The organism is Halomonas pelophila (assembly GCF_040196315.1).
GTDB classification, from domain to species: Bacteria; Pseudomonadota; Gammaproteobacteria; order Pseudomonadales; family Halomonadaceae; genus Halomonas; species Halomonas pelophila.
Genome location: NZ_JBEGCI010000005.1, coordinates 1 through 19,644 on the forward strand (window position 1 = coordinate 1; position 19,644 = coordinate 19,644).

General features: G+C 67.4%; 21 protein-coding genes, 3 tRNA genes and 1 rRNA gene. 17 read left to right on the top strand and 8 right to left on the bottom strand.

Annotated features, from left to right (window positions below; translation table 11 throughout):
* A 5S ribosomal RNA gene (gene rrf / locus ABE957_RS06525) occupies positions 1–96 on the top strand; the annotation flags it as partial.
* 180 nt (positions 97–276) lie between these two features.
* On the opposite strand, the gene hisC is transcribed toward rrf, so the two are convergent.
* Positions 277–1,332, bottom strand: coding sequence for a histidinol-phosphate transaminase (hisC, locus tag ABE957_RS06530; protein WP_349757870.1), 1,056 nt, complete (start codon positions 1,330–1,332; stop codon positions 277–279).
* A 122-nt stretch (positions 1,333–1,454) separates the two neighbouring features.
* On the opposite strand from hisC, the gene ABE957_RS06535 reads away from it, so the two are divergent.
* The 5 genes from ABE957_RS06535 (at position 1,455) to mnmH (ending at position 6,662) form a co-directional block, all read left to right on the top strand.
* The gene (locus ABE957_RS06535; protein ID WP_349757871.1) at positions 1,455–2,348 is read left to right on the top strand and encodes an AEC family transporter; all 894 of its coding nucleotides are present in this window, start codon (positions 1,455–1,457) and stop codon (positions 2,346–2,348) included.
* A gap of 106 nt (positions 2,349–2,454) precedes the next feature.
* Positions 2,455–2,901 carry a copper resistance protein NlpE N-terminal domain-containing protein gene (locus ABE957_RS06540; protein ID WP_349757872.1) on the top strand — a complete coding sequence of 149 codons (447 nt, stop codon included), beginning with the start codon at positions 2,455–2,457 and terminating at the stop codon, positions 2,899–2,901.
* Positions 2,902–3,066: 165 nt separating this feature from the next.
* Complete coding sequence (radA, locus tag ABE957_RS06545) at positions 3,067–4,455, top strand: DNA repair protein RadA (RefSeq protein ID WP_349757873.1); 1,389 nt, start codon at positions 3,067–3,069, stop codon at positions 4,453–4,455.
* Between the two features lie 51 nt (positions 4,456–4,506).
* The gene (selD, locus tag ABE957_RS06550) at positions 4,507–5,544 is read left to right on the top strand and encodes a selenide, water dikinase SelD (protein WP_349757874.1); all 1,038 of its coding nucleotides are present in this window, start codon (positions 4,507–4,509) and stop codon (positions 5,542–5,544) included.
* Positions 5,541–6,662 (top strand): tRNA 2-selenouridine(34) synthase MnmH, encoded by a 1,122-nt coding sequence (gene mnmH / locus ABE957_RS06555; RefSeq protein ID WP_349757875.1) that lies wholly within the window; start codon positions 5,541–5,543, stop codon positions 6,660–6,662. The genes selD and mnmH overlap by 4 nt, the downstream gene beginning before the upstream one ends.
* A gap of 3 nt (positions 6,663–6,665) precedes the next feature.
* Here the strand turns inward: mnmH and ABE957_RS06560 are convergent, their stop codons facing one another.
* On the bottom strand, positions 6,666–7,358 hold the full coding sequence (locus ABE957_RS06560) for a type 1 glutamine amidotransferase (protein ID WP_349757876.1): 693 nt from the start codon (positions 7,356–7,358) through the stop codon (positions 6,666–6,668).
* A 53-nt stretch (positions 7,359–7,411) separates the two neighbouring features.
* On the opposite strand from ABE957_RS06560, the gene ABE957_RS06565 reads away from it, so the two are divergent.
* Positions 7,412–7,705, top strand: coding sequence for an MGMT family protein (locus ABE957_RS06565; RefSeq protein WP_089850663.1), 294 nt, complete (start codon positions 7,412–7,414; stop codon positions 7,703–7,705).
* A 26-nt stretch (positions 7,706–7,731) separates the two neighbouring features.
* A complete protein-coding gene (locus ABE957_RS06570) occupies positions 7,732–8,316 on the top strand; it encodes a YjaG family protein (RefSeq protein ID WP_349757877.1) in 585 nt (194 codons plus the stop codon).
* Positions 8,317–8,449: 133 nt separating this feature from the next.
* Here the strand turns inward: ABE957_RS06570 and hisF are convergent, their stop codons facing one another.
* From hisF to hisB, 4 genes are all read right to left on the bottom strand, one after another.
* Entirely contained in the window at positions 8,450–9,223 is a 774-nt protein-coding gene (hisF, locus tag ABE957_RS06575; RefSeq protein WP_349757878.1) for an imidazole glycerol phosphate synthase subunit HisF, read from the bottom strand.
* 2 nt (positions 9,224–9,225) lie between these two features.
* Positions 9,226–9,972, bottom strand: a complete 747-nt coding sequence (hisA, locus tag ABE957_RS06580) for a 1-(5-phosphoribosyl)-5-[(5-phosphoribosylamino)methylideneamino]imidazole-4-carboxamide isomerase (RefSeq protein ID WP_349757879.1) — start codon at positions 9,970–9,972, stop codon at positions 9,226–9,228.
* Positions 9,973–10,087: 115 nt separating this feature from the next.
* Positions 10,088–10,729: an imidazole glycerol phosphate synthase subunit HisH gene (gene hisH / locus ABE957_RS06585; RefSeq protein WP_349757880.1), complete on the bottom strand. Its 642-nt coding sequence runs from the start codon at positions 10,727–10,729 to the stop codon at positions 10,088–10,090.
* Between the two features lie 31 nt (positions 10,730–10,760).
* Entirely contained in the window at positions 10,761–11,354 is a 594-nt protein-coding gene (hisB, locus tag ABE957_RS06590; RefSeq protein WP_349757881.1) for an imidazoleglycerol-phosphate dehydratase HisB, read from the bottom strand.
* A gap of 194 nt (positions 11,355–11,548) precedes the next feature.
* Here hisB and ABE957_RS06595 point away from each other — a divergent pair, with 194 nt between their 5' ends.
* From ABE957_RS06595 to ABE957_RS06630, 8 genes are all read left to right on the top strand, one after another.
* A complete protein-coding gene (locus tag ABE957_RS06595; RefSeq protein WP_349757882.1) occupies positions 11,549–12,001 on the top strand; it encodes an acetyl-CoA sensor PanZ family protein in 453 nt (150 codons plus the stop codon).
* The gene (locus ABE957_RS06600; protein WP_349757883.1) at positions 11,998–14,343 is read left to right on the top strand and encodes an AsmA family protein; all 2,346 of its coding nucleotides are present in this window, start codon (positions 11,998–12,000) and stop codon (positions 14,341–14,343) included. Before ABE957_RS06595 ends, ABE957_RS06600 begins: the two co-directional genes overlap by 4 nt.
* Positions 14,344–14,427: 84 nt before the next feature.
* Positions 14,428–15,519: an A/G-specific adenine glycosylase gene (gene mutY / locus ABE957_RS06605; RefSeq protein WP_349757884.1), complete on the top strand. Its 1,092-nt coding sequence runs from the start codon at positions 14,428–14,430 to the stop codon at positions 15,517–15,519.
* Positions 15,520–15,541: 22 nt separating this feature from the next.
* Positions 15,542–15,814 carry an oxidative damage protection protein gene (locus tag ABE957_RS06610; protein ID WP_349757885.1) on the top strand — a complete coding sequence of 91 codons (273 nt, stop codon included), beginning with the start codon at positions 15,542–15,544 and terminating at the stop codon, positions 15,812–15,814.
* A gap of 95 nt (positions 15,815–15,909) precedes the next feature.
* Positions 15,910–15,985 (top strand) — tRNA-Phe (locus ABE957_RS06615).
* 6 nt (positions 15,986–15,991) lie between these two features.
* Positions 15,992–16,066, top strand: a tRNA-Gln gene (locus tag ABE957_RS06620).
* A gap of 43 nt (positions 16,067–16,109) precedes the next feature.
* Positions 16,110–16,185: transfer RNA gene (locus ABE957_RS06625), tRNA-Thr, on the top strand.
* 784 nt (positions 16,186–16,969) lie between these two features.
* A complete protein-coding gene (locus tag ABE957_RS06630) occupies positions 16,970–17,788 on the top strand; it encodes a DUF2726 domain-containing protein (protein ID WP_349757886.1) in 819 nt (272 codons plus the stop codon).
* A 3-nt stretch (positions 17,789–17,791) separates the two neighbouring features.
* Here ABE957_RS06630 and ABE957_RS06635 read toward each other — a convergent pair whose 3' ends face one another.
* Both ABE957_RS06635 and ABE957_RS06640 read right to left on the bottom strand, forming a co-directional pair.
* Entirely contained in the window at positions 17,792–18,262 is a 471-nt protein-coding gene (locus tag ABE957_RS06635; protein WP_349757887.1) for a hypothetical protein, read from the bottom strand.
* Between the two features lie 193 nt (positions 18,263–18,455).
* Positions 18,456–18,728: a hypothetical protein gene (locus ABE957_RS06640; protein ID WP_108447470.1), complete on the bottom strand. Its 273-nt coding sequence runs from the start codon at positions 18,726–18,728 to the stop codon at positions 18,456–18,458.
* 169 nt (positions 18,729–18,897) lie between these two features.
* Between ABE957_RS06640 and ABE957_RS06645 the strand changes: the two genes are divergently transcribed.
* Positions 18,898–19,563: a fumarylacetoacetate hydrolase family protein gene (locus ABE957_RS06645; protein ID WP_349757888.1), complete on the top strand. Its 666-nt coding sequence runs from the start codon at positions 18,898–18,900 to the stop codon at positions 19,561–19,563.
* Positions 19,564–19,644 lie beyond the last annotated feature (81 nt).

A 19,644-nucleotide genomic window follows, 5' to 3' on the forward strand; every position in this document is an offset into this window, starting at 1 on the left:
GGAACCACCTGATCCCTTGCCGAACTCAGCAGTGAAACCGATCAGCGCCGATGGTAGTGTGGGGTCTCCCCATGCGAGAGTAGGTCATCGTCAGGCACCTATTCCGAGAAAACCCCGAGCTCAATGAGCTCGGGGTTTTTTCATGCGCGCGGGTTTTGTCGCGCGGAAAGGCGCACGCCCGAGCGCCGGTTGCCGGCGCCTCCCGATACAAGAACGCCCCCGTCTCTGTCGAGACGGGGGCGTTTTTTATGGGCGGGAGAAACCGTCAGCCAGGCGTTAGCGGCACAGGCTCTCCAGGGCCTCGATGAGGCTGTCCATCTCGTCATCGGTGCCGATGGAGATGCGCAGCTGGTTGCGCAGCGCGTCGGTGTTGAAGTGGCGCACGAGTACGCCGCGCTCGCGCAGGCCCACGAAGAGCTGGGCGGCGTCGTGCTCGGGGTGGCTGACCAGCAGGAAGTTGGTCTGCGAGGGCAGCACCTGGAAGCCCAGGGTCTCGAGCCGCACCCGGGTCCGCTCGCGCGTGGTGATCACTGCCTCGCGGCAAGCATCAAAATGCTCGTGATCGCCGAGCGAGGCGATGCCCAGGGCACTGGCCAGGCTGTCGACGGGATAGGAGTTGAAGGAATCCTTGACCCGCTCCAGGCCCTCGATCAGCTCCCGTGAGCCCACGGCATAGCCCAGACGCAGGCCGGCGAGGCTGCGCGACTTGGAGAAGGTGCCGGTGACCAGCAGGTTGGGAAAGCGCTCGACCAGCGGCGCCGCGCTCTCGCCGCCAAAATCCACGTAGGCCTCGTCGACCAGCACCACCGAGTCGGTGATCCGCTCCAGCAGCTCCGCCACGGCCTCTCGCCCGTGGCCATGGCCGGTGGGGGCGTTGGGGTTGGCGAAGATCACGCCGCCGGCATCCGTGGGGAAGGCGTCGAGGTCGACGCGCCACTGATCGTCCAGCGGGTGGGTGCGGCGCTCGACGCCATAGAGCCGGCAGTAGACCGGATAAAAGCTGTAGGAGATGGTCGGCATTGACAGCGGCCGCGGCTGGCGGAAGAAGGCCTGGAAGGCCAGGGCCAGCACCTCGTCGGAGCCGTTGCCGACGAAGACCTCGGCGGTGTCCACCCCGAGCTCCTCGGCCAGGGCCTCGCGCAGGGCGAAGGAGGTCGGATCCGGATAGCGCCGCAGGTGGTCGGCGGAGAAATCGCGCAGGGCCGCTTCGACGGCGGGCGCCGGCGGATAGGGGTTCTCGTTGGTGTTCAGCTTGATCAGCCGTTCGCGGGGCTGCTCTCCCGGCACATAGGGAGTCAGCTCGCGGACCTCAGGGCTCCAGAACTTGCTCATGATCACTCGCTCGAGGGGTGGGAACTGAGCTCATGGTGACCCGAGCGACCTGACCGCGCAAGCCGTGCCCATGCTAGTCTCGGGACTCGCCTTCTATCATTCGCTGCCTACGGATCCCTGCAATGACCGCCCAGATCATCGCCACCCTGCTGCCCGTCTTCCTGATCGCGGGCTGCGGTACCCTCTACGGTCGCTTTCGCACGCCGGACATCCGCGGGCTGAACACCCTCAACATGGAGCTCTTCGTGCCCATGCTGGTGTTCGCCGTGCTGGCCGACCGCCAGGCACCGCTGGCGGACTATGCCAAGCTGGCCCTGGCGGCGGCCGTGGTGGTGCTGGGCTCGGGGCTGGTGCTCTGGCCGGTGGCAAAGTGGCTGAAGCTCGAGGTGAAGACCTTCCTGCCGCCGATGATGTTCAACAACTCCGGCAACATGGGCATCCCGCTGCTGGTGCTGGCCTTCGGCGAGCAGGCCCTGCCGGCGGCGGTGGTGCTGTTCATCGTCGAGATGCTGCTGCACTTCTCGGTAGGGCTCTACATGCTCAGCCCGCACACCCCGCTGTGGCGGCTGCTGCGCATGCCCATCGTGCTGGCGAGCCTGGCCGGCCTGGTGGTCAACCTGGGTGGAGTGCCGCTGCCCGGCTGGGGGCTGGAGGCGATGCACATGCTGGGGGGCGTCTCCATCCCGCTGATGCTCTTCGCCCTGGGGGTGCGCATGCTGGACATCGACTTCGGCGACTGGCGGACGGGCCTGCTCGGCGCGGTGCTTTGCCCGCTCTCGGGGCTGGTGCTCGCCGTGCCGCTGATCATCTGGCTCGAACTATCGGGGCTGCAGGCGGCGGCCCTGTGGGTGTTCGCGGCCCTGCCGCCAGCCGTGTTGAACTACCTCGTGGCCGAGCAGTATCGTCAGGAACCCCATAAGGTGGCCTCCCTGGTGCTGATCGGCAACCTGGGCAGCCTGGTGGTCATGCCACTGGTGCTGATCCTGGTCTTCACCAATGTCTATCCGCCGGGGTGAGGAACGCGGTCCCGGGCGAGGCTGTCCGCTGAGCACACGAGAGGTTATGCTGTGGTTCAGGCTGCCGTGCCTCACGGCGTCATGCCCATTGGTTAGGAGGACATAAATGCAAATCAGGACCTTGCTGGTCGGCTCTGCCCTGGCCGCGCTGTTGGCCGGCTGTGCCGCCGGCCCCACCGATCAGGGTGCCACCGAGATGGAAGCGACCACGGTGACCTACCAGGGCACCCTGCCGTGCCGCAACTGCGAGGGCATCGACCTCAACGTGACCCTGATGGGTGATGAGCAGGCCATGGCCGCGGAGCGGACCTTCGACCTGGACGCCTCCTATCGGGCTCACCCGCAGAACCCGCCGGACGAGAACTACACCGGCAACTGGGAGACGCTTCAGGGAACGGAGCAGGATCCCTCCGCCACCGTCTACGAGCTGGTGCCCAACGGCGAGGGGCAGACCTACTACTTCCTGCGTGTCGACCCCCAGACACTGGAGCTGATCGATCCCAACCTGCGTCGCTTCCAGAACAGCGAGATGCTGCAGCTCAAGCGTCTCTGACCCTGTGAACGAGCAGCACCGGGGCGGCCTCAGGGCCGCCCCGTGTCGTTGCGGGCCCGTTCATCGCGCGGGGCTCCGCAGCCGGCGGCCCCTGGCTGCTAGAATGGCCCGATTGATATCCGGGCCGTCATCGACAGGCCCCGTCATCGAGCGAGAGAGTGCCCCATGGCCAAAGTGAAGAGCGCCTTCGTCTGCACCGAGTGCGGTGCCGAATACCGCAAGTGGCAGGGGCAGTGCACCAGCTGTCAGGAGTGGAACACCCTGAGCGAGGTGCGCCTGGCCCCCGCGCGTCCCGGTGCCGGGGCGGCCAGCGGGGCGAGCAGCGGTACCGGACGCGGCGGCTATGCCGGCAGCCTGTCCCGCGAGGTGACCGACCTGGGCAGCGTCGATCTGAGCGAGGTGCCCAGGCTCTCCTCGACCTTCGAGGAGTTCGATCGGGTGCTGGGCGGCGGCCTGGTGCCCGGCTCCGCGGTGCTGCTCGGCGGCCACCCCGGCGCCGGCAAGTCGACCCTGCTGTTGCAGACCGCCTGCAAGCTCGCCCAGGAGCGCGCCTCGCTCTACGTCACCGGCGAGGAGTCGCTCTCCCAGGTGGCGATGCGCGCCCATCGCCTGCAGCTGCCTACCCAGGGGCTGAAGATGCTCGCCGAGACCAGCGTCGAGACCATCCTCGCGGTGGCAGAGCGCGAGCGCCCTGAGGTGCTGATCATCGACTCCATCCAGACCATGCACCTGGAGGACATCGCCTCGGCGCCGGGGGGCGTGGCCCAGGTGCGCGAGTCCGCCGCGGTGCTGACTCGCTTCGCCAAGCAGTCCAATACCGTGTTGCTGCTGGTCGGCCACGTCACCAAGGACGGCAGCCTGGCCGGTCCCAAGGTGCTCGAGCACATGATCGACGCCTCGCTGCTGCTCGAGGGTGGCGCCGACTCGCGCTTCCGTACCCTGCGCGGGCAGAAGAACCGCTTCGGCGCGGTCAACGAGCTGGGCGTCTTCGCCATGCTCGAGCACGGCATGAAGGAGGTGAAGAACCCCAGCGCCATCTTCCTCTCGCGCAGCGAGGAGCAGGCATCGGGTAGCCTGGTGATGGTGGTCTGGGAGGGCACCCGGCCGATCCTCGTCGAGGTGCAGGCGTTGCTCGACGAGTCGGCGCTGGGCAACCCGCGACGGGTCGCCGTGGGCCTGGACCAGAATCGCCTGGCCATGCTGCTGGCGGTGCTGCACCGCCACGGCGGGCTCTTCACCGGCGACCAGGACGTCTTCCTCAACGTGGTCGGCGGGGTCAAGGTGCTGGAGACCAGCGCCGACCTGGCCGTGCTGCTGGCGGTGGTCTCCAGCCTGCAGAACCGGCCGCTGCCCCGGGAGCTGGTGGTGTTCGGCGAGGTGGGCCTGTCCGGCGAGATCCGCCCGGTGCCCAGTGGCCAGGAGCGCATCGTCGAGGCGTCCAAGCACGGCTTCACCCGCGCCATCGTGCCCCGGGCCAACGCCCCCAAGCGCAGCCCCGAAGGCATGGACGTGGTCGCCGTGGACAAGCTCGCCGAGGCCCTCGACGCCCTCTAGGCCCGACACACTTGATGTAGAATGCGGTTAACGAATGCCAAGGAGAACGAGATGAGCGCCATCCGCCTGACCCAGTACAGCCACGGCGCCGGCTGCGGATGCAAGATCGCCCCCGACGTGCTCGATGGGATCCTCGCCAAGGCCGGTCCCGGCGCCAGCCATTCGCGGCTGATCGTCGGCAACCAGGGCCGCGAGGACGCCGCCGTCTATGACCTGGGCGACGGGCGCGGCATGATCGCCACCACCGACTTCTTCATGCCCATCGTCGACGACCCCTTCGACTTCGGCCGCATCGCCGCCACCAATGCCATCAGCGACGTCTACGCCATGGGCGGCAAGCCGGTTCTGGCGCTGGGCATCCTCGGCTGGCCGCTGGACAAGCTCGGCGCGGACGTCGCCGGCGACGTGGTGGCCGGGGCCCAGGCGGTGTGTCGCGAGCTGGGGCTGGCGCTCGCCGGCGGGCACTCCATCGAGTCTCCCGAGCCGATCTTCGGCCTGTCGGTCAACGGCTTGGTCGATCTCGAGCATCTCAAGCTCAACAAGGGCGCCCAGCCCGGCGACCTGCTGTTCTTGACCAAGCCGCTGGGGGTGGGCCTGCTCACCACCGCCGAGAAGCAGGGGCTGCTGGAGGCCGGCCACCAGGAGCTGGCGCGCTCGACCATGCTCAAGTCCAACGCCATCGGCACGGCGCTGGCCAAGGTCAAGGGCGTGCACGCCATGACCGACGTCACCGGCTTCGGCCTGGCCGGTCATCTCGCCGAGATCTGCACCGCCAGCGGCGTCGCCGCCCGGGTCGACTTCCGGCGCCTTCCGCGGCTCGCCGAGGCCGAGGCCTACCGCCGCAAGGGCGCGGTGCCCGGCGGCACCCGACGCAACCGCGAGGCGCTGGGCGCGAGCCTGCCCGGCATGGACGAGGCGCACTGGCAGTGGCTCTGCGACCCGCAGACCTCCGGCGGCCTGCTGCTCTCGGTGCACCCCTCCTGGGAGGACGACGTGCAGCGCATCGGCCGCGACCACGGCATCGAGCTCACGCCCTTCGGCGAGGTGGTCAAGGCCAGCGGGCCGGCGCTGATCGAGGTGCGCGGATGAGCCTGCCGCTGGTCGAGCCGAAGCTCGAACTCTTGAGGGAAGGGCGCGTGCTGATCGACGTGCGTGCACCCGTGGAGTTCGCCCAGGGCGCGCTGCCCGGCGCCGTCAACCTGCCGCTGATGGACGACGAGGAGCGCCACCTCGTCGGCATCGAGTACAAGGAGCGCGGCCAGGACGCGGCCATCGCCCTGGGCGAGCGGCTGGTGCGCGGCGGCCTCAAGGCGTCGCGGGTCGCCGCCTGGGGGCGGCTCGTCGAGGCCCACCCCGACGCCATCATCTACTGCTTCCGCGGCGGGCTGCGCTCGCGCACCGCCCAGCAGTGGCTGGCCGATGCCGGCATCACGCGCCCACGCATCCGCGGGGGCTGGAAGGCGATGCGCCAGGCGCTCTGCGCACGCATCGACGACGCCGCCGAGCAGCCGCAGCTGGTGGTGGGCGGGCTGACCGGCTGCGCCAAGACGTCGCTGATCCTGGCGCTGGAGGAGGGCCTCGACCTCGAGGGGTGCGCCCGCCACAAGGGCTCGGCCTTCGGCCGCCATCCGCTGCCGGCGCCCAGCCAGATCGACTTCGAACACGCCATGGGGCTGCGCCTGCTGGACCTGCCCGGGCCGCTGGTGCTGGAGGACGAGTCGCGGCGCATCGGCACCGCCAACATCCCGCTAACCTTCTGGGAGGGCATGGTCCAGGCGCCGCGCATCCGCATCGAGATGCCGCTGGACTGGCGCCTGGAGCAGATCCGCAAGGACTACATCGACGATCTCTGGGAGGTCCATCGCCGGCAGTTCGGCGACTGGCTGGGCTGGGCGCTGATGCGCAAGCAGCTCGCCACGGCCCTCGGGCGGTTGAGAAAGCGCCTGGGGCAGGCGCGCCTGGCGCGGCTGCAGCGCCTTCAGGCGCTGGCCTTCCGCGAGCACGAGCGCGGCAACACCAGCGCCCACGAGGCCTGGCTGGCACCGCTGCTCACCGAATACTACGACCCGCTCTATCGTCACCAGCTGGAGAAGCACCCGGAGCGCCACTTCCTCCACGTGGGCGACTGGGAGAGCTGCCTGGCGGTCGCAAGGGAGTGGTCGGCCGAGGCCCGAAAGGCCGGCCGGCCGGTGCATCAGCCGGCCTGAGTCTCAGCGCGCGGCGTGGCGCAGCCATTGCGACAGCAGCCGATCGAGCAAGGGGGCCAGCCGGTCGAAGCGCCTCGGGTCGTCGAGCATCGTGGCGCGGTCCTGGGCGTGCGGGCTCGCCTCGCTGCCCTCGGGCGGGGGCAGGTGATCGAGCAGGGCGGCGACGCTGGTCGCAGTCGCCTCCAGGTGGCAGAGCAGGGCCAGCACCCGGCCGTCGTCCCAGGTGAAGCCTTGCAGCGGGCTCGCGGTGCTGCGGCCCAGCGCCAGGGCATAGTCGGGCAGGGCGAACACCTCGCGGTGCCACATGAAGGCCTCGAAGTCCTCGGGGAGGTCGACGGGGGTCATCGGGGCGAGGCTTACCCGGTGCCAGCCGGTCTCGGCCACGGTGCCGCGAGCCACGATCGCCCCCAGCGCCTCGGCAATCAGCCGGGCACCGTAGCCGATCCCCAGCAGCGGCTTGCGGCCGTCCAGCGCCTGGGCGACGAGCTTGCGCTCGGCCCTGAGCCAGGGGCGCGCATCGTCATCGCGGCCCTCGGGGCCGTCGAGCAGGATCAGGGCATCGCCGTCGGCCAGCCGCGGCGGCAGCTCGCCCGCGTCGAGATGGAAGACGGTGTGGCTATGGCCCATGCTGGCGAGCCAGTCGGCGATCCGGGCCGGTCCCTGGTGGGGGCTGTGCTGGAGGAGATGAACGTGCATGCGAGCCTCGCCATATTAGCAATGCGCGGGTGACTGACGGAGCGCCAGAGTACATGAAGCCCGAGCTGAGAGAACAGATTCTGACCATCCTGGCCGAGATTCCCGCGGGCCGGGTGACGACCTATGGGCGCATCGCCGCGATGACCGAGGGTGCCACGCCACGGCTGGTGGCCCGCGCCCTGCGCGATCTGCCCGCCGGCCACGGCCTGCCCTGGTTTCGGGTGATCACCGCCTCGCGCAAGCTCGCCGATCACGGCGGCGCCGACGAGCAGCGCCGGCGCCTGGTGGCCGAGGGCGTGCTGTTCGATCCCCGCGGGCGGGTGTCGGTCGAGCGCCTCTGGCCCTGAGACAACCTAACCTCCAAGGAGACTCCATGAGCGGCTTCTTCCAGCGCCTTCAGCAGCTCGACCCGCGTCGTCAGCAGGCCTTCATGGCGGCGCTGTGCGAACGGCTGCTGCCCAACTATGGCCTCTACGCCGCGAACAGCGGTGAGGGGGATCCCCACGGCCTGCGAGTGATCCTGGATCTCGTCTGGGAACAGCTGGCGGTCAAGGAGGCGCGCATCGACTTCGACCGCCAGGCCGAGAAGCTCGCCGAGCTGGAGCCCCCCGTCGAGGACGACAGCTTCGGCGCCCGGCGGGCGCTGGAGGCGGTGGTCGCGCTCTCGGCGATCCTCGACACCCTGCGCGGCGAGGCCTCTGAGGCGGTGCTGGAGGTCAGCCGCGCCTCGCGCAGCGGGGTGCGGGCCTACATCGAGCTCACCGAGGGCGAGGAGGACGCCGAGCGTCTCGCCGCCCTGCTGCGCGACCATCCGCTGATGGCGGACGAGAACGACTTCCAGGACGCGGTGCTCGAGGCCCTGGAGGCCGGGCCGCTGGATCGCGAGGCGCTCAAGGCGCTGCGCCGGCTGGGGCGCAACGACGGCGTCAGCAACCTGGGGCTCTCGGTCGAGGAGTAGCCGCCCGCACGTCGGCCAGAACGACGAAGGGCCCGCCAAGTGGCGGGCCCTTCCTCTTCTTACTAGAAAGGAAAAGTGAAGATTTATGTCGCGAGCGATCAGGATATCGAGCGCAGCAATAAATCCCCTTTTCCTAGAGCCGCATCTCGATCCCGTGCTTGGCCATGTAACGCTTGGCCTCGGGGATGGTGTACTCGCCGAAGTGGAAGATGCTCGCCGCCAGCACCGCGTCGGCACCGCCCTCGATGACCCCATCCACCAGGTGGTCGAGGTTGCCCACACCGCCGGAGGCGATCACCGGCACGCTCACGGCATCGGCGATGGCGCGCGTGACGCCCAGATCGAAGCCGACCTTGGTGCCGTCGCGGTCCATGCTGGTCAGCAGCAACTCGCCGGCCCCATAGGCCACCATCTTCTTGGCCCACTCCACGGCATCCAGGCCGGTGGGGCGGCGTCCGCCGTGGGTGAAGATCTCCCAGCGCTCGGGCTCGCCCTCGGCGGAGACCTTCTTGGCGTCGATGGCCACCACGATGCACTGGCTGCCGAAGCGCTCGGCGGCCTCGTGCACGAAGTCGGGGTTGGTCACCGCGGCGGTGTTGATCGACACCTTGTCGGCGCCGGCGTTGAGCATGGTGCGGATGTCGTCGCAGCTGCGGATGCCGCCGCCCACCGTCAGCGGGATGAACACCTCGCCGGCGATGCGCTCGACCATCTCCACCGTGGTGTCGCGGTCCTCGTGGCTGGCCGTGATGTCGAGGAAGGTGATCTCGTCGGCGCCCTGCTGGTTGTAGCGCTGGGCGATCTCCACCGGATCACCGGCGTCACGGATGCCGATGAAGTTGACGCCCTTGACCACACGGCCGGCGTCGACGTCCAGGCACGGGATGATGCGCTTGGCGAGTCCCATGATCAGCTCCCCTTGTGGCTGAGCGCGTCGCACAGCCGCTGGGCCTCGGCCACGTCGAGGCTGCCCTCGTAGATGGCCCGGCCGGTGATGGCGCCGAGGATGCCGTCGTCGGCGACTTTTGCCAGGGCGCGCAGGTCCTCGAGGTCGGTGACCCCTCCCGAAGCGATCACCGGCAGGCCGCCCTCGCGGGCGAGCTCGGCGGTGGCCTCGACGTTGACGCCCTGCATCATGCCGTCGCGGGCGATGTCGGTGTAGACGATCGATGAGACGCCGTCGTCGGCGAAGCGCTTGGCGAGCTCGGTGGCCTTGACCGTGGAGACCTCGGCCCAGCCGTCGGTGGCGACGAAGCCGTCCCGGGCGTCCAGGCCGACGATCACGTGGCCCGGGAAGGCGCGGCACATCTCGCCGACGAAGGCCGGCTCCTTGACCGCCTTGGTGCCGATGATCACGTAGGAGACCCCGGCCGCGAGATAGTGCTCGATGGTTTCGGCGCTGCGGATGCCTCCGCCGATCTGGATCGGCAGATTCGGGTAGGCGCGGGCGATGGCGGTGACCGCCTCGCCGTTGACCGGTTCGCCCTCGAAGGCGCCGTTGAGGTCGACCAGATGCAGGCGACGGGCGCCGGCCTCGACCCAGCGGGCGGCCATGGCCACCGGGTCATCGCCGTAGGTGGTGGCGTCGTCCATGCGGCCCTGCTTGAGGCGCACGCACTGGCCGTCCTTGAGGTCGATGGCGGGAATTACCAGCATGTCGGGTCTCCATTCGGCGCGCTCTCGGGCGCCCTTGTTATCATAAATGCGGCTGTCATGAGTGCGGCGGACAGGGGCGCGTCGTCGGCACCCCGGGACATCGCGACGGCGCCGTTCAGGGCGTCCACTGCACGAAGTTTTCCAGCAGCTTGAGGCCGGCCCGTGAGCTCTTCTCCGGGTGGAACTGCACCGCGAAGGTGGCGTCGCGGCCGATGGCCACATGGGCATTCACCCGCCCGTACTCGGTGGTGCCGAACACCGTGGCGTCGTCGGCGGCCTCGACGTAGTAGCTGTGCACGAAATAGAAGTGCTCGTCCTGGTCGATGCCCGCCCACAGCGGGTGGTCATGGTGCTGATTGACCAGGTTCCAGCCCATGTGCGGGACCTTCAGGCGGTTGTCCCGGTCGTCGCGCATGTCGGCCGGAAACTTTCGCACCTCGCCGGGCAGGAAGCCCAGGCAGCCGATGCCGCCGTTCTCCTCGCTGTGGTCGAGCAGCATCTGCTGGCCGACACAGATGCCCAGCAGCGGCTTGTCTTGGGAGGCGAGCAGCTCCTCGACCAGGCCGCGCAGCTCGGTCTTCTCGAGCTCGCCCATGCAGTCGCGGATGGCGCCCTGGCCGGGCAGCACCAGGCGGGTGGCGCCGCGGATGCGACGGGCATCCCGCGTCACGACCACGTTCTCGTGAGTGACGTGCTCCAGTGCCTTGGCGACGGAATGCAGGTTACCCATTCCGTAGTCGATGACGGCAATGGTCATGGGGCGCTCCTCGTGTGATCGTGCGGCGGCCTCAGAGGCTGCCCTTGGTGGACGGCATCTGACCCGCCATGCGCGGGTCGGGCGCCACGGCCATGCGCAGCGCGCGGCCGAAGGCCTTGAAGATGGTTTCCGCCTGATGGTGGGCGTTGAAGCCCTTCAGGTTGTCGATGTGCAGGGTCACCCGGGCGTGATTGACGAAGCCCTGGAAGAACTCCCAGAACAGCTGGGTATCCAGGCGACCGATGCTGGCGCGGGTGAACTCCACGTCCATGCTGAGCCCCGGGCGGCCGGAGAAGTCTACCACCACGCGGGACAGCGCCTCGTCCAGGGGCACGTAGGCATGGCCGTAGCGGTAGATGCCGCGCTTGTCGCCGATCGCCTGGTGGAAGGCCTGGCCCAGGGTGATGCCCAGGTCCTCGACGGTGTGGTGATCGTCGATGTGCAGGTCGCCCACCGCCTCGATATCGAGGTCGATCAGGCCGTGGCGCGCCACCTGATCGAGCATGTGATCGAGGAAGGGCACGCCGGTCTCGCAGGCCAGGCGCCCCTCGCCGTCGAGGTTGATGGTCACCGTGATCTGGGTTTCCCGGGTGTTCCGGGTGACCGTGGCGATACGCTCGGACATGTCGGATCTCCAGCGCCTGGGCGCGTGTCGAGGAGGGCCAGTGATGCTCACCGGCCGGCAATACGAAGGGGCGTCGGGTGCTGTGCCTGACGCCGCGAGCCTGCCATTATAGTGAATCGCTCACCCCATCCGCTACAATGCGGCCCATGACAGTGGTGGCACGCCTGCCGCCCCGGCTTCAAGGAGATCCACGCATGCCGGTGACCCTTCAGCAGGTCGACCAGGACACCTGGGAAGCGGATGCCCAGATACGCCTCGACCTCGTACGCATCTTCACGGACGCGCCCCCCGAGCGCCTGCCCCTGCCCGTGGACGACTTCATCCGTGAACATCTGGCGAACGGCCACCTGTTCAGCTGTGCCCGCTTCAACGACCGCCTGCTGGGCGCCGTGGCGGTGAAACTCGATCAGAACGCCTGGTGGCTGTCGAACCTCTGCGTGCGCAAGACCACGCGCCGCCGCGGGGTCGGCTCGCGCCTGCTGGGGCTGGTCAGCGAAGCCGCCCATGCCGAGGGGCGCCGCCTCTATGCCGCCTCCTCCCAGCTGCCCGTGGCCGACCAGCTGCTGCTCTCGAGGCTCGGCTATCGTCTCACCAAGGACGGCGACTACTTCGAGCTCAATCTCTCGTCACAGGGAGGTCATCAATGAAGCGGTTGCTGCGCACCCTGCTCGCCGCGATCGGCGTCCTCGGCCTGGTGATGGTCGGCGCCGTGGTGTACGTGACGACCTTCTTCGACCCCAACGATCTCAAGCCGCGCCTGGTCGAGGTCGTGCGCGAGCACAGCGGGCTCGAGCTGACCCTCGACGGCCCGCTCTCCTGGTCCTTCTATCCTCGGCTGGGGGTCGGCGTGCAGCAGGCCGAGGCCCGCCTGCCCGATCAGACCGATGACTCGGCGCCCTTCGCCGCGCTCTCCCACGCCGAGGTCAGCCTGGCCTTCACGCCGCTGCTGCGCGGTGAGATCGCCATCGACGGCCTGACCCTCGACGACCTCTACCTCGACCTCGAGCGCGACGCGCAGGGCAAGGGCAACTGGGAGGTGTTGAGCGAGCGGCTGGGCGAGCGCGGCGAACAGGCCGAGGCTGCCCTGGCACCGGCCAGTGCCGGCCCCGCCCCGGGCGCGAGCAACGGCCTCTCGGTGGCCCTCAACATCGCCAGCGTGCAGGTGCGTCGTGGCGAGGTGCACTTTCGCGATGCCCTCGCGGACCGCGAGCTGCGCCTCGAGGGGCTCGAGATCAGCGGCAGCAACGTCAATCCCGGCAGCGCCTTTCCGCTCACCTCGTCCTTCCGCCTGCGGCTTCATGAGAGCCTCGACTGGAGGGAGCAGCCGAGCGAGCCGCGACTGCTAAGCGATGTCGCTCTCGACACCCGGGTGGACCTGGGGCTCTCCGAAGGGCGGCACGTGCTGGAGGGGCTGAGCCTGACGACGGTCAACCGGCTGGCCGGGCTGGAGAACGAGCAGAAGCTCAACCTGAAGGGTGAGCGGCTGGTAGTGAATGTCGGCGAGGGCAGCCTGCAACTGGAGGCGGGCACCCTCGACGCCAGCCTCAACCACCCGCGCCTGGGCGAGAAGGTCCTGCCCCTCACGCTCGCCTTCTCGGTGGATGCCGACCTCGACGAGCAGAGTGCCCGCCTGCGCGAGCTGGAGCTGACCGGCCCCGACGCCCTGAAGCTTAACGGCAACCTCAACCTCAGCGACCTCGGCGAGGCGCCGGCCTATACCGGCCAGCTGCGCCTGACGCCGCTGTCGCTGCGCCCCTGGCTGACGCGCTTTGATGCGATGCCCGCCATGGCTAGTGGCCAGGCGCTCACCGACGTGGCGCTGACCAGTCCGGTCAGCGGTGACCTTGAGCGCTTCGAGCTCGCCGGCCTGACCCTGGTGCTGGACGACGGCACCTTCACCGGTCGCCTGGCGGGTCGCTTCGACGGTGGCCTGCTCGCCGCCGACCTGCAGGGGGATCGCCTGGATCTGGACGGCTACCTGCTGCCGGCCGGCGCCGGCGCCGATACCGCATCATCCAAGCAGCTGCCGGGCATCCGCCGGGCCCACGCCGAGGACGCCGGCGGGCTGGTGCCCACGGAGTGGCTCTCCACCCTCGAGCTCGATGCCCACCTCGCCCTGGGGCAGCTGCGCCTCGCGGGGCTGAACTTCCAGGACGTCGACCTGACCCTCGAAGGGCGCGATGGCCGCCATCGCCTGATCGACTTCACCTCCCGCTTCTACGAGGGGAGCCTGGCCGCCGACGGCGTTCTCGACCTGCGCGAGAGCCCGGTTCGCTGGCAGCTCTCGCCCCGTGCCGAGCGGGTGCGCCTCGAGTCGCTGCTCGAGGCCCGCTCTGAGGAGCCGGCTCCCCTCAGCGGGCGCTTCAGCGGCGAGGGCGAGCTGACCAGTCGCGGCAACTCCCCGCTGGAGCTCAGGCGCCACCTGAGCGGCCGCCTCGATGCGCGCATCGACGAGGGCGCCTTCAAGGAGCTCAATGTCGCCGAGGAGCTGTGCACCACGGCCGCCACCCTGCAGGGCAAGCGGCTCGACCGCGAGTGGGCCGAGGAGACGCGCTTCGAGCGCATCCGGGCCGGCCTGACCCTGGACGAGGGCGAGGTGCAGAGCGACGACCTGCTGGTCACGCTGCCCGGTATGCGGGTGGACGGCGAGGGCCGCATTGATCTCGTCAGCGAACAGTTCGACCTGCGCGCCGCGGTGCGCCTGGTGGAGGCCGATAATGCGCCCTGCGAGGTCAATCCGAGGCTGGCACGCGTGCCGCTGCCGGTGCGCTGTGATGGCACTCTCGGAGGCGAGAGCTCGGAATGGTGCCGCTTCGATCGCGAGGCCTTCCAAGGCACCCTCGCCGGGCTGCTGCGCGACGAGGCCACCCAGCGAGCCGGTGAAAAGGTCGAGGAGCGCCTCGAGGGCGCCGTCGAGAAGCTCGACGAACGCCTCGGCGAGCAGGCCGGCCAGGAACTTCGCGACGCCCTGGAAGGTCTCTTCAATTGAGCAACATGTATGACCAGTCCCTGCGCCGACTTCCCCAGTCGGCGCTTTTTTTCGTGCCGTGAGAGTGTCGTGTCGAGAGAGCCCATGAGCGAGATGCCGCCCGCCATCCTGCCCCCCGAACGCTTCCAGCAGCGCCTGCTCGAGTGGTTCGACGAGCACGGTCGCCACGACCTGCCCTGGCAGCAGGATCGCAGCCCCTACCGGGTGTGGGTCTCGGAGATCATGCTGCAGCAGACCCAGGTCACCACGGTGATCCCCTACTTCGAGCGCTTCATGGCGCGCTTTCCCGATGTGGCCTCGCTGGCGGCGGCCGAGCAGGACGAGGTGCTGCACCTGTGGACCGGGCTTGGCTACTACGCCCGGGGCCGCAACCTGCACAAGGCCGCGCGCGTCGTCGTCGAGGAGCACGGCGGGGCGTTTCCCGTGGAGAGCCTCGAGGCGATGGCGGCCCTGCCCGGCATCGGCCGCTCCACGGCCGGGGCGATCATCGCCCAGAGCACCGGGCGGCGGGCGGTGATCCTCGACGGCAACGTCAAGCGGGTGCTGACTCGCCTGCACGCCGTGGAGGGCTGGCCGGGGCGGCCGGCGGTGGAGCGCCGCCTCTGGGCCCTGGCCGAGCACTACACCCCCGAGGCGCGGGTGGTCGACTTCACCCAGGCGATGATGGACCTGGGGGCGACGCTGTGCCGGCGCGGGCAGCCGGACTGCGCGCGCTGCCCCTTCGAGGCGGAGTGCCTCGCCCATGCCCGCGGCGAGGAGAAGCGCTTCCCCGAGTCGAAGCCGAAGAAGGCCGTGCCGACCCGCACCACCACCATGCTGCTCTTACAGGATCGCGAGGGGCGCGTGCTGCTCGAGCAGCGCCCCGCCAGCGGCCTGTGGGGTGGGCTTTGGAGCCTGCCGCAGTTCGATGATCGCGAGGCGCTGACGGCCTGGCTGGCCGTTCACGCGCCGGGCAGCGAGCTCGAGACGGCCTGGACGCCCTTCACCCACGTCTTCAGCCACTTTCGTCTCGAGATCACCCCGCAGCCGGCGCGTATCGCCCGGCTGGATTCGGTGGGCGAGGCGCGCCGCTGGTACGATCCCCGGGATCCCGCCAGCGTCGGCCTGGCGGCGCCGGTAAAGGCGCTGCTGGCCTCGCTGGCGCCCTTTGCACTGACCACCACCGCCGGGCCATGAGCCCGCACGAGGAGAGACCCCGATGAGCCAGACCGTGTTCTGCCGCAAGTACCAGAAGGAGATGGACGCCCTGCCGTTCCCGCCGCTGCCGGGCAAGAAGGGTCAGGAGATCCAGGCCAGCGTCTCCAGGCAGGCCTGGGAGGAGTGGCAGGCGCTGCAGACCCGCCTGATCAACGAGAAGCACCTGAACATGCTCGACGCCGCCTCGCGGGAGTACCTGATGGAGCAGATGGAGCGCTTCCTCGACAACCAGGAAACTGACCAGGCCGAGGGCTATGTGCCCCAGGGCGACTAGCCGTTTCGTGCGCCGGTAAACCCTCGCCATCTTTTTGAAACGGAAAGGGTTGACGCCAACGGCCGGCTGGGGTTTAATACGCACCGTTGGCGAGGGGCCAGATAGCTCAGTTGGTAGAGCAGGGGATTGAAAATCCCCGTGTCGGCGGTTCGATTCCGTCTCTGGCCACCACAATGCTGGGGTATAGCCAAGCGGTAAGGCACCGGTTTTTGGTATCGGCATGCGCAGGTTCGAATCCTGCTACCCCAGCCACGTCAACCCTGTTTCCGATTCTGTGACTCGAGTCGGTTCCCGCGCCGGCATAGCTCAGTTGGTAGAGCAACTGACTTGTAATCAGTAGGTCCCGGGTTCGACTCCTGGTGCCGGCACCATCGAAGCATCGGGAAAATGAGTCGCAGCATACAAGAAACCGCCTATGAAGGCGGTTTTTTTGTGCGTGTCCACTTTGTATTCGCACTACTCCCTTCCTGCCTTTCTCCAGCCAAAAAAAGCCCGCCATCAGGCGAGCTAAACATGCTGTTGGTCTTCCAGATCCAGGGCTCACGACTCGATTCGTGATGTGCCTACCGTAGCCTCGAATTCTTTCAGCCGTGTGACGGCGGGGGAGCCAAGCGACCGCGTTCCACAACCCGCCTCTCGCGCCCTAGGCCCAGCTCCGGCGGAGGATTGACGCAGAGGCATTCCTCTCCTGAACCAGGGCCTGTGTGGCCCCTCACAAGCGGCCTGGGCGCTTTCTTGGGGAAGCCTTTGTCGCATCCTCCTGTGAGCGCCTGCGCTGCGCTGAGCTGAGCCGCCTCGATAAAGCGCTCGATGACCGATACCGCTCGGAGTCGGGGGAGGTGCTGGTGGCTGTGTAGTGAAAAGGTCGTACAGGCTGGCTGCGATGTGCTGTGATACCTTCCCAGTAAAGGCTTAATTATTATTTGATTGTGTGCTGATCATCCAGCAACGGTTGCTGCTTCGCACCAGCATCACTTCAGGCTGAAAGGTAAAGGGCAGTGGAGGGCGCGGAAGACGCTCAGCAGACAGGGACGGATACCGACTAGCCAGGAAGGCAGCGGCTAGGTGGTTCCAGGGCGGAAGGCTCCAGGGGTAGGAGGTCGCCTTGAGCAAGACATAACAGAAGGAAGAGGGTAGGCCAGGGAGGGCGGAGCGGTGGAACAGGCGATTCAAGGACTCGTGGGGACCATCATGAAAGCCGCCCTTTTTGGGGGGGTGTTAATGTTAGTAGTTGCCATCATCAAGGCGGCACTGCTCAAAGTCACCAGGAAACAACCACGGAGACGAAAAAGAAGCTGGGGTTATAAGAGGCGGAAAGGTGAAAAATCCGAAAGTGGTGCTTTCACCGCCTCGTCTGCAAGCATCAAGAACAAGATGCCTGGGGGTAGAAAAATAACAGAGTCGTCATGGATGAAAAGCTCCAGCACCGGATATTCCGGGTTGGGCGGCGCCAATAGCCCCTTGGTTAGGCAACCTGGATCACCCATCCCACCGCAAGACTCCATCGCAGCACTTGAGATAAAGCCGTATCAGGCAGATAGGAACTACTCTGAAGACCTGATGGATCGGGGCGGGGCCTATGTCGCACGCTCACACCTGATGAGCCCCACCGAACGGGATGTTTATAAGGTGCTGGAAAAGGCCTATGGGGATAAATATCACATTTTCTCTCAGGTGCGCGTTGTCGATCTGGTTAATCCTAATGTGAATAAGTACCGGCCCAAGAGTCGAGAGTATCTTTCTTTGTTTAGGCAGATATCACAATGGCACTTCGATTATGTGCTATGCTGCCGCGGAGATTTTCGCATATTTTGTGCGCTAGAGTTAGACGACCCTAGTCATAAACGGCCAGACCGCATGAAGCGCGATCGCATCATTAACCGGGTGTGTAAAGAGGCAGGGCTGAGGCTCGAAAGAATGGTTGTGGATCACCAAAGACGAGAAGTCAGGCTGGTGGAGAAAGCTGGATCTTAGCTATTATGGTGATTTCCTATAACTAACGACGCGGTCTTCACAAATAAGCGCCTGGTGGGATTCTCGCTTTCCGTTTTCGTGCTGCCAGTAAAGCATTTCACAGCTTTGGCCATCTGAATTGAGATTAACCCGGCGTGTATTTGGCTCGCCAAGTATCGCAATGGCCTTGTGCCTGGACATGCCTTCTAGCAGGTAGCCACCAGCAGATGCCCTCGCCTCAAGATGAGGCCTGAGCGGATTGGCTAGCTGCTCCATGACGATGGCTGAGAGATCCGTCGGTGGACGCCTCCTTTCACTACCCATAGTCGAAAGGTTATTGAGGTTGGGCATCTGGCCGGACTCTGATGCCGACGGCCCTGCACAGGGATGATCCTGGTAACGGGTATTATTACCAACCTCGCACTTATAGACCTGTGCATTGGCGAGGGGCGGCAGCATGCTCGCGATGAGCAGCAGAAGGGCAGGTTTGATCATCCTTGATCACCGATTAAATTCCATTAATGTAATTGAATGTAGCACAAGCCCACGAAAGGGGGCGCGGTTATCCACATCGTGTCGACGGCCGGATGCTGCACCCTGCATGAATCAGCGGGAAGGGTGCCTCGTCACGACACCCTCTCCGTCTCGCGCCGTCCTATGGCGTAAAAGTCTCCACTCACGGGTTGCCTTACAGCCTGCCCTTGCGCAGCTCGCTGCGCGCATCCTGGATGTTCACGCGACACTTCACCGGGTTGAAGCGGTTGGTCTTGGCCTGGAGCAGCTCGGCATTGGCCTTGGTCCGCGCCTCGAGGGTGTACTGGTCACGGTTCTGGTAGATCTCCATTTCCAGGGTGCGGATGTCCGCCTGACAGTCGTCGGTGATGCCCACCTCGTCATTCGAGGAAGAGGCGCAGGCCGTCAGCAGACTGAGCAGGATGATGAGCGAGCCGAGCTTGAGCATGGGGGTTCTCCTCTTGTTGTTCGCCTAGTGTAGGCGGGTGTCCGGCGTCTCGCTCGCGACGCTCGGGCTTGCTCGGCCTGGCTGGCGCTGGACCCCGAGGCCGGCTTCGGTAGACTGAAATGCCGGTCGCCCGACCGCCCCGGCACCTACGAGAAGGAGAGGAGTCCCCATGCGCTTCGTGCCCCGTTTCACCGATGGCCGGCCGTTCGCCGAGCCGCTCGGCAAGATCGTTTGCGTCGGCCGCAATTACGCCGAGCACGCCCGGGAGCTGGACAACCCGGTGCCGAGCGAGCCGCTGCTGTTCATCAAGCCGGCGACCGCCGCCGTGTCGCTGGAGGCGCCGATCGAGGCGCCCTTCGCCCGGGGCGAGGTGCACTACGAGACGGAGCTGGCGCTGCTGATCGGTGAGGAGCTCTCGAACGCCACGCCGGAGCAGGCCGAACGGGCCGTCCTCGGCCTCGGGCTGGCGCTGGACCTGACCCTGCGCGACGTGCAGGCGCGCCTGAAGGAGAAGGGGCATCCCTGGGAGGTCGCCAAGGCCTTCGACGGCGCCTGCCCCCTCTCGGCCTTCCTGCCGCTGACCGATGTGCCGGACTGGGCGACGCTCTCCTTCACCCTCGAGGTGGACGGCGAGGTCCGCCAGCAAGGCCGCGGCTCAGACATGCTCTTCCCGGTGCCGGCGCTGCTGGCGGAGATGAGCCGCCACTTCACCCTGCAGCCCGGCGACGTGGTGCTCACCGGCACCCCGGCCGGCGTCGGCCCGCTGCCCCGCGGCGCCACACTCGCCTTCTCCCTCGCCGGCGGCCTGGAGGTCACGACCCGCGTGGTGGCGTGAGCGTTCGACTTCGGCACCAACGACAACGCCCCGCGGCAAAGGCCGCGGGGCGTTGTCGTGTCGGGGCGGTCGGCGCCTGGC

Coding starts and splice junctions, on each gene's coding strand:
- hisC (WP_349757870.1), bottom strand. CDS start 1,332: ATGAGCAAGTTCTGGAGCCCTGAGGTCCGCGAGCTGACTCCCTATGTG.
- ABE957_RS06535 (WP_349757871.1), top strand. CDS start 1,455: ATGACCGCCCAGATCATCGCCACCCTGCTGCCCGTCTTCCTGATCGCG.
- ABE957_RS06540 (WP_349757872.1), top strand. CDS start 2,455: ATGCAAATCAGGACCTTGCTGGTCGGCTCTGCCCTGGCCGCGCTGTTG.
- radA (WP_349757873.1), top strand. CDS start 3,067: ATGGCCAAAGTGAAGAGCGCCTTCGTCTGCACCGAGTGCGGTGCCGAA.
- selD (WP_349757874.1), top strand. CDS start 4,507: ATGAGCGCCATCCGCCTGACCCAGTACAGCCACGGCGCCGGCTGCGGA.
- mnmH (WP_349757875.1), top strand. CDS start 5,541: ATGAGCCTGCCGCTGGTCGAGCCGAAGCTCGAACTCTTGAGGGAAGGG.
- ABE957_RS06560 (WP_349757876.1), bottom strand. CDS start 7,358: ATGCACGTTCATCTCCTCCAGCACAGCCCCCACCAGGGACCGGCCCGG.
- ABE957_RS06565 (WP_089850663.1), top strand. CDS start 7,412: ATGAAGCCCGAGCTGAGAGAACAGATTCTGACCATCCTGGCCGAGATT.
- ABE957_RS06570 (WP_349757877.1), top strand. CDS start 7,732: ATGAGCGGCTTCTTCCAGCGCCTTCAGCAGCTCGACCCGCGTCGTCAG.
- hisF (WP_349757878.1), bottom strand. CDS start 9,223: ATGGGACTCGCCAAGCGCATCATCCCGTGCCTGGACGTCGACGCCGGC.
- hisA (WP_349757879.1), bottom strand. CDS start 9,972: ATGCTGGTAATTCCCGCCATCGACCTCAAGGACGGCCAGTGCGTGCGC.
- hisH (WP_349757880.1), bottom strand. CDS start 10,729: ATGACCATTGCCGTCATCGACTACGGAATGGGTAACCTGCATTCCGTC.
- hisB (WP_349757881.1), bottom strand. CDS start 11,354: ATGTCCGAGCGTATCGCCACGGTCACCCGGAACACCCGGGAAACCCAG.
- ABE957_RS06595 (WP_349757882.1), top strand. CDS start 11,549: ATGCCGGTGACCCTTCAGCAGGTCGACCAGGACACCTGGGAAGCGGAT.
- ABE957_RS06600 (WP_349757883.1), top strand. CDS start 11,998: ATGAAGCGGTTGCTGCGCACCCTGCTCGCCGCGATCGGCGTCCTCGGC.
- mutY (WP_349757884.1), top strand. CDS start 14,428: ATGAGCGAGATGCCGCCCGCCATCCTGCCCCCCGAACGCTTCCAGCAG.
- ABE957_RS06610 (WP_349757885.1), top strand. CDS start 15,542: ATGAGCCAGACCGTGTTCTGCCGCAAGTACCAGAAGGAGATGGACGCC.
- ABE957_RS06635 (WP_349757887.1), bottom strand. CDS start 18,262: ATGATCAAACCTGCCCTTCTGCTGCTCATCGCGAGCATGCTGCCGCCC.
- ABE957_RS06640 (WP_108447470.1), bottom strand. CDS start 18,728: ATGCTCAAGCTCGGCTCGCTCATCATCCTGCTCAGTCTGCTGACGGCC.
- ABE957_RS06645 (WP_349757888.1), top strand. CDS start 18,898: ATGCGCTTCGTGCCCCGTTTCACCGATGGCCGGCCGTTCGCCGAGCCG.